This window comes from Mycobacterium sp. E787, assembly GCF_001668725.1.
Classification (GTDB): domain Bacteria; phylum Actinomycetota; class Actinomycetes; order Mycobacteriales; family Mycobacteriaceae; genus Mycobacterium.
In genome coordinates, this window is the sequence record NZ_LZKL01000118.1 from 55,959 (window position 1) to 70,901 (window position 14,943).

At 68.9% G+C, this 14,943-nt stretch carries 9 protein-coding genes and 1 riboswitch; of the genes, 6 read left to right on the forward strand and 3 right to left on the reverse strand.

The features are described from left to right. Both A5705_RS22795 and A5705_RS22800 read right to left on the reverse strand, forming a co-directional pair. Nucleotides 1–297, reverse strand: a complete 297-nt coding sequence (locus A5705_RS22795; RefSeq protein ID WP_066914021.1) for a WXG100 family type VII secretion target — start codon at nucleotides 295–297, stop codon at nucleotides 1–3. A gap of 56 nt (nucleotides 298–353) precedes the next feature. After that, nucleotides 354–1,457 carry a PPE family protein gene (locus tag A5705_RS22800; protein ID WP_068280208.1) on the reverse strand — a complete coding sequence of 368 codons (1,104 nt, stop codon included), beginning with the start codon at nucleotides 1,455–1,457 and terminating at the stop codon, nucleotides 354–356. Nucleotides 1,458–1,584: 127 nt separating this feature from the next. Here A5705_RS22800 and A5705_RS29070 point away from each other — a divergent pair, with 127 nt between their 5' ends. Continuing rightward, the gene (locus A5705_RS29070; RefSeq protein ID WP_082956646.1) at nucleotides 1,585–3,447 is read left to right on the forward strand and encodes a PE family protein; all 1,863 of its coding nucleotides are present in this window, start codon (nucleotides 1,585–1,587) and stop codon (nucleotides 3,445–3,447) included. Between the two features lie 26 nt (nucleotides 3,448–3,473). Here the strand turns inward: A5705_RS29070 and A5705_RS22810 are convergent, their stop codons facing one another. Next, a complete protein-coding gene (locus tag A5705_RS22810; protein ID WP_067883122.1) occupies nucleotides 3,474–6,245 on the reverse strand; it encodes a LuxR family transcriptional regulator in 2,772 nt (923 codons plus the stop codon). Between the two features lie 166 nt (nucleotides 6,246–6,411). Between A5705_RS22810 and A5705_RS22815 the strand changes: the two genes are divergently transcribed. From A5705_RS22815 to A5705_RS22835, 5 genes are all read left to right on the forward strand, one after another. Next, nucleotides 6,412–9,198 carry a helix-turn-helix transcriptional regulator gene (locus tag A5705_RS22815; protein WP_068280214.1) on the forward strand — a complete coding sequence of 929 codons (2,787 nt, stop codon included), beginning with the start codon at nucleotides 6,412–6,414 and terminating at the stop codon, nucleotides 9,196–9,198. An 824-nt stretch (nucleotides 9,199–10,022) separates the two neighbouring features. Continuing rightward, nucleotides 10,023–10,199, forward strand: a riboswitch (M-box (ykoK) riboswitch). A gap of 283 nt (nucleotides 10,200–10,482) precedes the next feature. Then, on the forward strand, nucleotides 10,483–10,782 hold the full coding sequence (locus tag A5705_RS22820; protein WP_067883120.1) for a PE family protein: 300 nt from the start codon (nucleotides 10,483–10,485) through the stop codon (nucleotides 10,780–10,782). A 19-nt stretch (nucleotides 10,783–10,801) separates the two neighbouring features. Then, nucleotides 10,802–12,004, forward strand: coding sequence for a PPE family protein (locus A5705_RS22825; RefSeq protein ID WP_067883119.1), 1,203 nt, complete (start codon nucleotides 10,802–10,804; stop codon nucleotides 12,002–12,004). Nucleotides 12,005–12,021: 17 nt separating this feature from the next. After that, a complete protein-coding gene (locus A5705_RS22830; RefSeq protein WP_067883118.1) occupies nucleotides 12,022–13,251 on the forward strand; it encodes a PPE family protein in 1,230 nt (409 codons plus the stop codon). 250 nt (nucleotides 13,252–13,501) lie between these two features. Next, nucleotides 13,502–14,836 carry a magnesium transporter MgtE N-terminal domain-containing protein gene (locus A5705_RS22835; protein ID WP_068280218.1) on the forward strand — a complete coding sequence of 445 codons (1,335 nt, stop codon included), beginning with the start codon at nucleotides 13,502–13,504 and terminating at the stop codon, nucleotides 14,834–14,836. Nucleotides 14,837–14,943 lie beyond the last annotated feature (107 nt).

The following is a 14,943-nucleotide window of genomic DNA, read 5'->3' on the forward strand; positions in this document are numbered from 1 at the left end:
CTAGCTGCCGAGGATCTGCTGCGAGGCCTGCTCTTGCTGCTCGTAGTTGTTGGCGTCGCGGATCAGCCCGTCACGCACACCGTGCAGCATGTTCACGATGTTGCGGAAGGCCTGATTCATCTGACCCATGGTGTCGTAGGAGGTCGCCTGCGCCTGGCCACTCCAGCCGGCACCGGCGATGTTCATCGACGACGCCCACATCTTGCGGGCCTCGTCCTCAACGGTCTGCGCGTGGACCTCGAAACGGCCCGCCATCGCCCGCATCTCGTGCGGGTCGGTCATAAAACGTGTTGCCATCACACTGCTCCGTTCATTTCATCGGTTGTAACTGTCAGGGATTCGTATCGCTTGACTCAGACGCCGGTCCGTGACACCACGCCGGGCCGGGACTGCACGACATGCGCGACGCTGCCGCCGCTCGTCATCCGCCCGGGCATGCCGCCGCCGGCGCCGCTCATCGGCATCGGCATCATCGGCATGCCGGTGCCGGCCGCCACGGCGGCCGAATTGGGCACGCCCGTTCCCATGCTCGACAGGCCGGTCACCGCCGAACTGCCCATCGGCGCGGGCACCGACCCGGCCCACGTCGGCGGCACCGACAACGCCCCGACCATCCGCGCCCGACCCAGGCCCGCGGCGGCACCCGCCCCGCCGCCGCCCGGGGGTTGCACCGCTTGGGCGCCGCTCATCAGCGCGGGCGCCCCCGGCAATCCGGCGACCCCCGCCAACCCGGCGCCGCTTTGCGTTCCCGTCTGCATGGCGCTGCTCATCAGCATCATCATCGGAGACATCGCCATGCTGGCCGGGGTCGCCAGCGCCTGCGCCCCCTGCGTCGCGGCCCCCAGCGGCAACGACTGCACCGCCGACATCAGTTTCGGGGCCGCGGTCGACATCGCGGTGCCCGCCGCTTGCGCCGTGCCGGCCAGCCCGGCCAAGCCGGTCGGGGGCTGGTCGAACGGGGTCAGCAGCGAGGCCACCGACACCGCGTCGGCGTGGTAGCCCATCATCGCGGCGATGTCCTGGGCCCACATCTGAAGGTACTGAAGTTCGGTGTCGGCGATCGCCGGAGTGTTCTGACCCAAGAAATTCGTCGCCACCAACAACGACAGCAGCGAACGATTGGCCGCCACCGCCGTCGGATGCACCGTCGCGGTCTTCGCGCTTTCGAATGCCGTCGCGGCGGCCCGGGCCTGGGCGGCGGCCACTTCGGCCAGGTCGGCAGACGCACTGAGCCAATCCACGTGGGGTGTTGCCGCGGCGGCCATCGCCGCCGATGCCGGACCCGTCCAGCATGAGCCGGCCAGCGCGGAGGTCACCGAGTCGAACCCCGCCGCCGTCGCCTGCAAGTCAGCGGCCAACCCCTCCCAGGCCGCTGCGGCGACGAACAACGGCCCGGACCCGGCGCCGGCGTACATCAGGGCCGAGTTGATCTCCGGCGGCAGCAGTACAAAGTCCATCACGAAAAGCGTTCCTCGAATTGGTGTTTCCCGGCCGGCATGGAGCGCCGGCTCGCTGACAACAGTGACCGCTTGATGCGCCGCGCCGCCATCGCACGACTGGTGATCTTTAAGCCGTGGCCGTGTGATGCGCAACGGCAGGCCGAAAACGGGTGCTGCCGACGCCTCCTTAGCCATCGCATGTTCCCGGCTTAAAGATCACCAGTCGTGCGATAGCCCGGCGATAGGTCGACCGGTCACCGTTGTCAGCAAGCCGGCACCACAGCCGGACTCTGTCATTTGCACCTCGCCGCAACAGCTCGCTGGCGTGCGCCATTCGGAGCCGGGGTGCCGAGAAAGGAACACCAAGATGTCGTTTGTCACCATCGCGCCGCAGTTTGTGGAGGCGGCGGCCCAGGACTTGGCCGGCATCGGCTCGTCGCTGAGCGAGGCCACCAGCGCCGCCGCGGCTCCCACGACCGCGCTGGCCCCCGCCGGTGCGGACGAGGTGTCGGCCGCCATCGCGGCGTTATTCGGCGACCACGCCCAACAATTCCAGGCCGTCGCCGCCCGCGCCTCGGCGTTTCACGAGCAGTTCGTGGGCCTGTTGAACTCCGGTGCCGGCGCCTATCTCGGCACCGAGGTGGCCAACGCCGAGCAGACCATGCAGGCCGTGACTGCAGCGCCGGCCCAGTCGCTCGGTGGCGCCGTGACCGCCCTGCAGGGTGCCGACACCGCCGCGATCGGACAGTCCATCGCGGGCTTCCAGACTCAATTTGCGGCACTCGAGGCGGGCGGGGTGCCCGGTCTGATCAACGGTTTCAACACTTTCGGTGCGGATGTCGCCGCCCCGTACCAGGCGCTCGTCACGAACACGGCCGCAAACCTGCAAGCCATCGGCGGCAACTTCACCGCCAACCCGCTCCCCTTGCTGCACCAGATCGCCAGCAACCAGATCGGCTACGCCCAGGCGATGACCTCAGCAATGGGGACTGGCATGCAGAACCTTCCCGCCGCGCTCGCCGGTCTGCCCGCGACCATCCAAACCGGCGCCCAAACACTCGTCACATCGGCGCAGAGCGCGGCCTACGAATTCGCCAGCGGGATGCAGGCCTTGCCGGCCGACCTGCAAACCGGCCTGCAGGCGCTGTCCGCCAACCCCGCGGCTTTCGTGCAGCATCTCATCGCCAACCAGATCGGCTCCACCACAATCGGGGCGTCGCTACAGCTCGCGGGCCAGGACATCAATGCCGGGCTGCCCACCGCGTCGGCGGGCTTTCACTCGGCTTTCCAAGACCTGTTGGCGGGCAACCCCGTCGGCGCGTACGACGACATCAACCAGAGCCTGATCAACGCCTTCCTCCCTGCCTTCAATGGCGGCAATGGCTATATCAGCGGATCGGTCTTCGGCTTCAATTACGTACCGCTGGGTCCCCTGGGAGACCTGGCGCCCATCTTTGCCTTGCCCGGCCAGATGGCCCAGAACCTCACCAACCTGCTGCCCGCCGGCTCCATCCCCGCACAGATGGCGCAGAACCTCACCAACCTGGTCGATGTATCCACGAACTTCGGGGCCACCCTTAACCTCACCAATTCGGACCTCACCTTCGGGTTGCCGTTGCAGGTCCTTTTCGACGCCATCGGCGGGCCGGCGAACGCCCTGAGCGCCCTGAATTCCACCGGAGTGGCGCTAGCCGGCGCGGTGCAAACCGGAAACGCGTCAGCGGCGGCCGCGGCTCTCCTCGATGCGCCGGCGTTCGTTGCGAACGGCTTCCTCAACGGCTCGACGCTGATCACCCTCCCGCCGGCTTACATCTTTGATTTCCAGGTCATGTCATTGATCCAGATCCCCTTAGGAGGGGTTCTCACTCCACTCAGTTACCCCTTGGTCTTCACCAGTTTCTTCGGGCCCCCGGCTCCCTTCGCGATCGGGACCGGTAGTACCGAGTTCGGTGGCCTCATTCCCGGGCTACTGAGCTTCGGGCCCGAACTGGCGCAGGCGATTGCCTAGGGACCGTCAGAGCCTGAGGGGCCCTCTTATGCGCTGGGTTCGAGCCGCGCGGCGGCGCCGCCGGGCAGCGCATGGGAGAGTTCCGCGCGGGAGCGGATGCCGAGCTTGGCGAACACCTTGCGCAGGTGGTATTGCACGGTGCGGGGGCTGATGAACAGCTGCACGCCGATGTCGTTGTTGGACAAGCCCTGTCGCGCGAGCCGCGCGACCTGCAGCTCCTGCGGGGTCAGTTCGGCACCGGCCTGGACGGAGCGCTTACGCGCCGATTCGCCGGTGGCCAGCAGCTCGCGTCGGGCCCGATCGGCGAACGCGTCGGCTCCCATGGCTGAGAACATCTCCTGGGCCGCCCGCAGCTCGGCGCGGGCGTCGATGCGCCTGTTCTCGCGCCGCAGCCATTCGCCGTAGATCAGATGTCCGCGGGCGCGCTCGACGACAATTGGTGTCCGGCCCAGATGTTCGAGCGATTCACGATAGAGACCGTCCGCGACATCGCCGTCGCTCGACAGCGCGCGGATGCGTGCGTCGATGCCGAGCGCCCATGGCGTAGGCGTCGCCTGCGCGCGGACCGCCATCCACACCCGCGCGGCGGCAAGGAGTTCGACGTCGCCCGTGCGGGACGCCGCCTCGGCCACCTCCGGGACGACCAGGGCACCAAAGCCCGCGTGGTCGCGATCGAAAACCGGCTTGACGGACGCCAGCGCGTCGGCGTGGCGGCCGGATCCGTTGTCGAGCACCGAGCGTGCGTAGGCGGCGAAATCGGCGGCCCGGCAAACCCCCTCGGAATTCGCCAGCGCCGTGGTCTTCTCGATGAGTTCGCACGCGTTGTCCCGCTCGCCGCGCCACGCGGCGAGCAGCAATGCGCCAAGCCACAGCGGAGGTATGCCTGTCGCGGCCGAGGCGGCGCGATCCTCGTCGATCACCGACGCCGCTTTCCCGAATTCACCGCGCAGCACGAGCGTCCAGGCCAGGTAGTGCAGCGCGAACTGCAATTGGATTGGAGCGCCGGTCGTTCGGGCGAACTGTGCCTCGCGCAGCGCCAGGGCATACCAGGATTCGGCGTCCCACACCTCGGCGCCGAGCGCGACCCTCATCTTGGAGCGGGTGATGGGCAACCAGCTGTCGAGCCGATCGGCCTGCACCTCCGCGGCGAGCAGCATCTCGATCGCGCGATTGAGCAGCGGCGCGGCGGCCGCGTAACCATCGGTGAACCGAATGACGAACGCGTCCAGCAGGACGTCTACCGCCCGCGGCGGGTGCGGGCTCGGCGGCCCGGCGAGGACGGCGGCGACCGTTGCGGCGATGCCGCTCTCGCCGGGGTCCGCCAGCCACGTCGCGGCATCCAGCGCCCGCAAGCGCACCTCGCGCGATGTCTCGGCGCGAACGGTTTCAAAGCGCCCGGCCGCGGTGTTCAACAGTTCAGCCGCCTCGCGCACCCGCCACCGGTCGAAGGCGATCTCCCCCCGCAGGTACTCGACCTGCGCGGTTTGCAACGCGTCGAGGGGTCCCGTTGCGGCCGTGGCCAACAGCCTGAGCGCGGCGTCGAGGACGCCGGCGTCGCGTTTCGCCTTCGCCGCGGCCAGCATTCGTACCGCACGACGATCCGCCGCCGGTGTGAGCATCGCCGCACGTTCCAAAAACGCCGCCCCGGCGGCCATTCCGCCGCGCGCCAGGGCCCGGTCGGCGGAGCCCTCGAGTTCCGCGGCCACCGTCTCGTCGGGCCCGGCCGCGGCTTGCGCTCGATGCCATGCCCGACGGTCGAGGTCCGACCGCGGGTCGGTGGCCTCGGCCAACGCCCGGTGTACGGCTCGCTTCTCCGTGACCGACGTCGACCGACACACCACGCCGCGAATCAGTGGATGACGGAACTGCACCCGAGTGCCGAAGTCGATCAGGCCGGCCTCGATCGCCGGGGTCGCGGCGGCGGGATCCAGCCCCAGTCGCCCCGCGGCGTCCCTACGAACGGACGGCTCGCCGACCGGATCCGCGGCGGCCAGCCGCAGTATCTTCTTGGTCGCCGACGGCAAGGCCTCGATGCGCCGCGCGAAGCTGTCCTCGAGGCGCTCCGACACCGGCATTGCGGCCGGCAACCCATACCCGCCCGCCAGCTGTGCCGGCGTCATCCCGCGCGGCAGCTCCAACAACGCCAGCGGGTTGCCGCGGCTTTCGGTCACCAGCTCGTCGCGGATCAGCGGATCAAGCGGCGCGGTCAGTGCGCTGTCCAGCAGCGCGTGGGCGTCGGCGTTGCTCAGGCCGTCGAGGCGCAGTTCGGGCAGTCCCGAAAGTTCGTCGGTGGCAACCTCGGTGGCAAAGACCAGGCCCACCGGCTCGTCGCCCAGGCGCCGCGCGACGAAGGCCAGCGCCTGCGCTGACGCGCGGTCCAGCCACTGCTCGTCATCGATCAGGCAGATCAGTGGCTGCCGCGTTGCGGTGTCGGACAGCAAGCCCAGCGCGGCCAGCGCGATCAAGAACCGGTCGGGGGCCGCGCCGGCCTGGATGCCGAAGGCCGTCTGCAACGCCTCGCGCTGCGGCGGTGGGAGGTCCGGCAGCCCAGGCAGGATCGGCAGGAGCAGCTGATGCAGGCCGGCGAATGCAAGCTCCATCTCGGCCTCGACCCCGGTCGCACGCAACACCTGGCAGTCGCCGGCCTGCTCGACGACCCACTCGAGCAGCGCCGTCTTGCCGAGGCCGCACTCACCGCGCAGCACCAGAACTCGGCTGGAACCCGACCGGACATCGTCGACGAACTCAGCGAGCGTCCGCGTTTCCGCGTCCCGCCCAATCAGCCCGGCGGTGCGCATCGCCGAATCGGGGCCCCCGTTCGCATAGGTGCACGCTACACCGCGGACCAGCCGCGACGGCTGGCCAATGGCGGACTCGAAGGCCCGCCGCGGGCCGCCATACTCGACGGCATTGGCCCGGGGGGGACGTCCATCTGGAGGATCCCATGTTCAGCGGCGGTCGCTCGTGACCACGCCGATCCGCGGTCGCGAGCGTGAGCTCGAGGTCGCCCGCGAGCTTGACGCGGCGCTCGCGGCGCGTCGCGGCGGCGTCGTCATCGTGACGGGCGCGCCGGGTATCGGGAAGACCCGGCTGCTTCGGGAATTCGTCGCGCGCGCCGACCGGCGCGTGCGACCGCTGCTCGGCCAGGGCTTCGAGCATCAGCGGACGGTTCCGTTTGCGCCGCTGTTCATGGCGATCCGGAGCGCCGATCCGGCGCTCGGTCAGAGCCCGGCGCCGGGCCGCGCCGGGCCCGCGACGGTGGACCACGCGGTGGTCCGGGATTTGCACGGCGCGATCGGCGCGGCGGCGGCGGAAGCGCCGATCGTCATCGTTATCGACGACTTCCACTGGGCCGACGATGCGACCGCGCTGGCCGTGCGGTCATTGACCGCCGGCCTCGCCCGCGACCGCGTGCTGTGGGCGCTCGCGACGCGAACCGGCGCCGGGGGCCCGGAGGTCGCCGCGACGGTCAACCTGCTCGAACGCGACGGCGCGCGGGTATTGAGGTTGGGCGGCATCGAAACGACCGCGGTGGAAGACATCGTCGCCGACGTCCTGCGCGCGGAGGCCGACGCGTCGCTGCTCGCTCTGGCGCGCCTGGCGGACGGCAACCCCTTTCTGGTGATGGAGCTTATCCATGGGCTGCAGGAAGAGGACAGAATCAGCGTCACGGGCGGGCGTGCCAGCGTCAGGGGACACGAGCTGCCACGGCGGCTCACCGCCACCCTGGACGAACGCGTGGGCCGGCTGTCGGCGGAAGCGCGCCGGGTGGTGCAGGTCGCTTGCGTTCTGCCCGAGAGCTTTTCGGCGGCGTTGCTGGCCGAGTTGCTCGAACGCCGCCCAGTCGGGCTGATCTCGGCAGTCGAGGAGGCGGTGCGCGCCGACCTGCTGGCCGAGGACGGCGACCGGCTGCGGTTCCGGCACGTTCTGCTGCGGCAAGCCGCCCGCGAATCGCTGCCGCGGTCGCTGCGACGAGCGATGGAGCGTGACGTCGCGACCGCCCTTTTGGAAGGCGGTGCGCCGCCCGCGGAGGTGGCGACCCAACTCTTGAGCAGCGCCGAGGTCGGCGACAGGGTAGCGATTCGGGCACTGCGGCACGCCGCGCAATCGCTCGCGGCCAGCGATCCGTCCACCGCCGCCGACATCAGCGAACGCGCCTTGCGATTGCTGCCTTGGCGGCATCGGGCGCGCGGGCCGTTGGTCGCCGAAACCGTCGTGCTGCTCAACCAGGCCATGCGGCACGGCGAGGCGCAAAAGCTCGCCGCGGCAACCCTTTCCGAGGACCTGTCGCCGCAGGAAGAGGCGGACGTCCGGCTTGGCCTCTCAATGCTGTCGCCGCGCCCGGCCGGCCAGCGCGCGGCGGAAAACCGGCGTGCCCTGGAGCTGGCCAGCATCAGCAACCTCACCAGGGCGCGCCATCTCGGCTGGCTGGCCTACAACCTCGCGATGGACGGACAGGCCCGCGATCTCCGCCGCGCCGTCAGCGACGCGCAGCAAGCCGCGGCCTCGACCGATGACGTGCTGACCGGCGTGCTCGCCGAACTCTCGGTGGCGCTGGCGAACTGCGCCGACGGGCACGCCGGGCGCACCGAGGAGTCCCTCGAGCACCTCGACGCCCTGACGCGCAGCGCGGAACCCGTGGCCGTGCGGCACTTCGCCGCGGTGAACGGCGCCATCCTTCTTGTCACGATCGGCGCCGTCGACGAGGCCGCGACGAGTGTGTTCCAGAGCTTGCAAGTGGCTCGCGCACAACGCAACCAGATGGCGCTTCAGCTACTCACCCAAGTACAGGCACTCATCGATCTGGCCGCCGGGCGATTGGACGCGGCGCGCGCCGCCGTCGAGTCGCTTCCCCCGCGGGAGCGAATGAACTGGACGCGCATCGGGGGCCGGATCGGGCTGATGACGCTGGCCCGGGTCGCAGTGCATACCGACGACCGCCCACTGTTGCGTGAGGTCGCCATTCATGCGCGTGACGCTTATGCGGCGGGCGGGCCCGCCCATCGACGGGAGGGGATGGCGGCCCTCGCTCATGCTGCATGGCAGCGCGGCCACACCCAGGAGGCGCAGCGCTGGCTTACCGACGACTTCGCACTGCTGCAGGCTCCCGTATGGGCCGTCGACCTCGATCACGTCGTCCTGGCCGCCCGCGTCGCGGCCGCCGCCGGTGACCCCGGGCTGCGCGGACAGGTTTTGCGCGCCGCCGAGTTGCTCGCACGGGAAGGACCTGGGGCGACGTTGTTCAACGCGGTCGCCCAGCACGCGCGCGCCATCCTCGAGCGCAACCCCGACGCGCTGGTCGTGGCGGCCAAGTCGCTGAGCGAGTTGTCCCGGCCGCTGCTGCACGCTGCCGCAGCCGAGGACGCGGGCGCCGAACTGGCACGGACCAACCGCGTCTGGGAGTGCGTCGACCAGCTCGGCGTCGCCTTCGACACTTACGTGCGCTGCGGTGCGATCGCCGATGCCCGTCGAGTCGGCCAAGCCCTGCGCGAACACGGCGTGTCACGTCGGGTGGTGGGCAGGCCACGCCCGCGGACCGGGCTGGACAGCTTAACCGACAGCGAGCTCAAGGTCGCCCACCTGGTCGCGGCCGGCGCCACGAATCGCGGCGTGGCGCAACGTCTTTGCCTGTCCCCGCACACGGTGAACTCTCACCTTCGCAGCGTGTTCGGCAAGCTCGGCATCCGGTCGCGCACCGAGTTGAGCGGGCTCATCGACGGCCCGTCACCGCCGGGCACCAAGGCGTCGTAGCAGCGGTCCGCGCCCAGAAATCGAAGGTCGTCGTCCCGATCCCGGTGGGGCTGTAGCTGACGTACACCGGTTGTCCCAGCTGTCCTGGACCTCCCCGGTACTGCCTGGCAGCAGCGCCCGACCGCAGCCGACGCAATTTTACGTTTTTGCAATAGCGGCGAAATGCTTTGCACAACCTTCGGGTGTCACGATGGCAACGTAGGTGACCCGACATGATGCGGAGAGTTGATGCCGTCTCACGTGAAGATCAAAACGGCGATCGCCGGTTGCGCGTTCGTGGCCGCCTTCGCGGCCGGCGCGGGAAGCGGTGCCGGGTTGAGCAACGCCACACCACTCGCGGCGGGTGAGTCGCCCATTCCCGTGATGGAGCCGCCCACCCCACCACCCGACCCTTCCGAAGCGCCCGGCCCCCCTCTGAAAACCAATCGGGTCCCAGGTGGACGCACTTACCTCGCTCCATCGGAGATACGAGATTAGCGCTGCTGCGCCGGGCTGCGCGGTTCTGAACCCCAATCCGGCTCCGGGTGGGCCGGCGCAACCGTCATGCTCCGCTGCGCCAAACCACTATTCAGGGACTCGTCGCGCAGCCCTGCGGGCCGTAGCCGGCGCGGCGGTCTGGCACCCGTCAAGAAACCGTAAAAATTCAGCTGAAACCATCGCTATCTCGATTATCGCTATGCCAGTCGACTTTGCGGATCATGTTGAGGCACAACCCAATTGGCCAGACCTGGCGAACGGCTACCGGCTGTCGAGCAAGCGAAAAGTTTCTGTTAGCTCGCTGTTTATTTGACTCGGCTTGGCGTTCGGGTGCACCATATGCCATGCAAGCACCTCGCTAGGTGAGGCGTCCGCACGGATATAGGCCACTGACCTCGAACGTCGAAAGACGCCCAGGGTCAGGACAGCTCCTCCCGGATTAAGGGTTGAGCCCAAGTGGCTTCCGGCTCCGATCGAGCCGGATACGCCGTGTGGTGCCGAAGCTCTGACGAGAGGGGTGCCGGGCTCGGTCGCGTTGCCGGGCGCTCATCCCATGTGCAATACGTGGCATCCCCGCATGCCCCGGCCGTGAGGAGGTGGAGCGAAACTGATTCCGAGCGATAAACATCTAACCTGTTCAGGATTCGTCGGCGTTTCGTCTCGACCCGGCCCCGGTGTCGTTTCGGCCTGAATCCTCTTGTAAGAAGCTAGCTCTCGCGTCCAGCGCGCCCGCTGAGACGTGACATCGGTGTGCGCCTTGGCGCGCCCGCAGCCCAAGCCCTGCTTATCCGCGTGAGGAGAGTTCCGATGGTTTTTGTCACTGCGCAACCGGAATCGCTGGCCGCCGCCGCCAGCCGTTTGCAGGCGATCGGGTCGGCGCTGGCCGCCCAGAGCGCTTCAACCGCAACCCCGATGACCGGCGTGGTGCCCGCGGCCGCCGACGAGGTATCGCTCGTAACCGCGGCAAAGTTCGCCGTTCACGGCCAGACGTTTCAGGCGCTGAGCGCTCAAGCCACCGAGATGCACGAGAAGTTCGTTGCCACGTTGCTGAGCAGCGCCGGATCGTACGCGGCGACGGAGGCCGTCAACGCCGCCGCGGCGCAGTGAATTCCCAAGGGGGAGAACAATGATCGACTTTGCGGCGCTACCGCCGGAGATAAACTCGGCCCGAATGTATTCCGGCCCCGGGTCGGGGCCCATGCTCGCCGCTGCAACGGCGTGGAACACGATGGCCGCTGAAATGCGTTCCGCGGTGGCCGCCTATGGCTCTGTGCTGTCGGAGCTGACCAGCGAGAGCTGGCTCGGACCGTCATCGATCTCCATGGCCGCCGCAGCGGCGCCGTACCTCGAGTGGATGAGCACTACCGCCACCCAGGCCGAGCAGGCCGGGACCCAAGCTCAATCGGCCGCGACCGCCTACGAATCGGCGTTCACCATGACGGTGCCGCCCCCGGTCATCGCGGCCAACCGGGCCCAACTCGCGGCGCTGGTGGCCACCAACGTGTTCGGGCAGAACACACCGGCTATCGCGGCCACCGAGGCCCAATACGCCGAAATGTGGGCACAAGACGCCGCAGCGATGAACGGCTACGCCGGCGCATCGGACGTTGCGTCGGATTTGACGCCGCTGAGCCCGCCGCGGTCCACGACCAACCCAGACGGAATGGCCAACCAGGCCAACGCCGTTGCCCAGGCCGCCCAGACGCCGGCCGGAACGGCGCAGTCGATATTGTCGTCGGCGACATCGAGCAACCCCGGCAGCGTCATCGGGTGGCTGGAAAGCCTGCTGGCCACAGGTTCCGACCCGTCATCGCCGTTTTATGGACTGGCGCAGTTCCTCAACGGGTCATCCAACTCGTCGCTGTGGAGCTTCTTCAACAGCAGCTTCGTCAGCACCGGTGTTGTCAACGGAGCGCTCGCCGGCGGCCCGTTCAACCCGCAGTTCATCCTGGGTACCGTCGCGGGGTTCAACTACCTGTTCCCCAAGGCGGCGGCGGCGTCGGCGGATGCGGGCGCCGCCGCTTCGGCGGAAGGCTCGCTGGCGTCCGCGGGCCTTCCCGGCCTGGGCGCGGCCGCGTCGGCTGGGATAGGTCATGCCAACCTGGTCGGCGCGCTGTCGGTGCCGAAGAGTTGGGCCTCCGCGGCAAACATCACCCCGGCCGCAACAGCCACGCCCGCGACCGGCCTCAGCGATATCGGATCGGGTGGGGCCGGGGGGCCCGGGGCCTTCGCCGGGCCGATGGCGACGACGGCCAAGCGCCTGCGCCGCGCCATTCCGAAGTACGGGTTCCGACCCGTCGTCATGCCACGCCCACCGGCCGCCGGTTGACAGGAGAGGTGCTTGTGATGATCGACTTTGCAACATTGCCGCCCGAAATCAACTCGGCAAGAATGTATTCCGGCCCCGGGTCGGCATCGATGGTGGCCGCGGCCGGCGCTTGGAACGCCCTGGCCGCTGAAATGCGTTCCGCGGCGGCCACTTACGGCGCCGTGGTGGCGGGGTTGACCAGCGAAAGCTGGTTCGGGCCGTCGTCGATGCAGATGACGGCAGCCGTCGCGCCCTACCTGGAGTGGCTCAGCGCCACCGCCACCCAGGCCGAGCAGACCGGCACGCAAGCCAACGCCGCCGCGGCCGCCTACGAGTCGGCGTTTGCGGCGACGGTGCCCCCGGCGGTCGTCGCGGCCAACCGCGTTCAGCTGTCGAATCTGACGGCGACGAATGTCTTCGGGCAGAACACCGCGGCGATCGCGGCGACCGAGGCCCAGTACGCGGAAATGTGGGCACAGGATGCCGCCGCGATGAACGGCTACGCCAGCGCCTCGAGCGCGGCGACACAGTTGACGCCGTTCACCGCTCCGCAATCGGCCACCAATTACGGCGGCGCGGCCAACCAGTCCAACGCGGTTACCCAGGCGGCCGGCACATCGGCCGCGGCTACTCAGTCGGCCACGCAGTCACCACTTCAAAGCGTCATCTCACAGCTGCAACGCATCGTGGCGCCCGGGTCAAACCAGGACACCACCGGGCTTTCCGGGATCCTCAACGATCTGAGCGGGTCCAACGGTGCGCTGCTGGGAGGCAGCGTCTCCAATGCCTCGATCGCCAACTTCACCAACGCATTCACGACCAGCGGACTGATCAACCCGACGTCGATGATCGATTCCGCGACGGCCTACAGCTTCCTCTACGCGCCGGACACCGCGGCCGGCGCCGCGGCGGCGGACGCGCCGAGCGTGGCGGCCGGCCTTGGTTCGGCGGAGCCGGTGGCAGCGACCGGCCTGCCGGGCCTGGCCACCGCGGAGATGGCGCGCGCGAATCTGGTGGGCTCCCTGTCGGTACCGCCGGCGTGGGGCGACACCGGAGCGACCATCAGCCCCGTTGTATCGACGACCCAACTCGGCGCAGGGGCCTACCAGAGCATCGGTGCCACCCCGATGGTCATGGAAGACGTTGGGCCCGCGGGTATCCCGGGCGTGCCGCTGGGGGGAATGGGGGCCACGGCCGACGACGAGTTCAGCGCACCCATCTACGGGTTTCGCCCGCGCATCCTGGGTCGCCCCCCGGCCGCGGGCTAGCCGCACACCTTTGGAGGCCGGCCGTGAGCATGAGAAGTCGCATTGGCGCCGCCATCGCTACCGCGATCGCCATCGCGGTTGTGGCGCACCGAGCGCGCCGGGGCGCACCGCCAAGCAACGGCGCCGGCCCGAGCGCATTCAACAACTTGAGCGACGGGTCCGCTCTGGCCGACGCGATAAATCGGGGAATCCAGGACGGATTGGCGGGACGCAACGAGCCAAGCGCCATTGGTAGTGCCAGGAGGAACAAATGAGCACATCGGACAGGGCGTCGGAGTCCCGCAACGGGTTGCCCGTGATCGACCTTTCGCAGGTGCTGGGCGCGCCGGTGCTGTCCCGGTCCGGCGAAGCCGTGGGCCGGGTCGAGGACGTCATCGTTCGGCTGCGCGGGGTCGACGACTATCCGCTGGTCACCGGGATCGTGGCCGGGGTCGGCGGGCGACAGGTGTTCATCGGTAGCCAGGCCATCGACGAGTTTGCGGCGGAGCGAATTCTCTTGGTAAGAAACAAGGTTGACCTTCGCGGTTTTGAGCGCCGCGACGGTGAGGTGCTGTTGCGCGCCGATGTGCTGGGGCACCGGCTGATCGACGTGGCGGCCGTGGAATTGGTACGCGCCTATGACGCCAGACTTGAAGACACCGGAGCCGGGTGGGTACTCACCCGGATCGACACCCGCCGGCCCCCAAGGTTTTTCGGGCTGATCAAGGGATCCGGCGGCCAGGCGCCTCGGGATTGGAAGGCATTCGAGCCGCTGATCGGCCACGTCCGCTCCGATTCGATACGTCGCCACTGGGGACGGGTCGGCGGCTTCAAACCGGCCGAGATCGCCGATCTGATCGAAGTGGCCGATAAGGCCGAGGGCGGCGAAATCCTCGACCGGGTCCGCAGCGACCCGGAGCTGGAGGCCGACGTGTTCGAGGAGCTGGACCCCGAGAAGGCGAGCCGCCTTTTCAACGGCATGCCCGATGACGAGGTCGCCGCCCTGCTGGCGCGGATGCGGGCCGACGATGCCGCCGACGCGGTAGCCGACCTGCGTCAGTCGCGACGCCGGCGGGTGCTCGACCTGATGCCGGCCCCGCAGCGCACCAAGGTGATCACCCTGATGGGGTTCAACCCCGAAAGCGCCGGCGGCCTGATGAACGTCGACTTCGTCTCGTGCACCGCCACTGCCACCGCCGGTGCGGCGCTGGCGCTCATCGCGGCCGCCCGCACCGTCCAGCCCGAGGCGCTGGTCAAGGTGCATGTCCTCGATGAGGATATGCACCTTACCGGAGTGGTCTCAGTGATCACCCTGCTGCAGGCCGAGCCCAGTGAAAGCGTTGCGACACTGATGGATTCCGATCCGGTGCGGGTCAGTGCCGACATGGATCTGACCGACATCGCGCTGTTGATGGCCGACTTCAACCTGTACTCCATTCCGGTCGTGGATGAGCAGGAGCGCGTGCTCGGGGTGGTCACCGTCGACGATGTCCTGGAGGCGACGATCCCGGAGGACTGGCGCCGGCGCGAGCCCGCCCCGCGCCCGATCGGCGAAGTCTCGCAACCCAACTCGAATCCGCCCGCCGTCGAAGGGGCGACATCATGACCTCGCGCACCGAAAAGACCGGCGGCGCAGGGGCGCGGGGCGGTCACGTCGAACCGGCGATGGCTGCGCGCTCGGCCGTGCTCGACAGCGCACACCTGGGCGATATC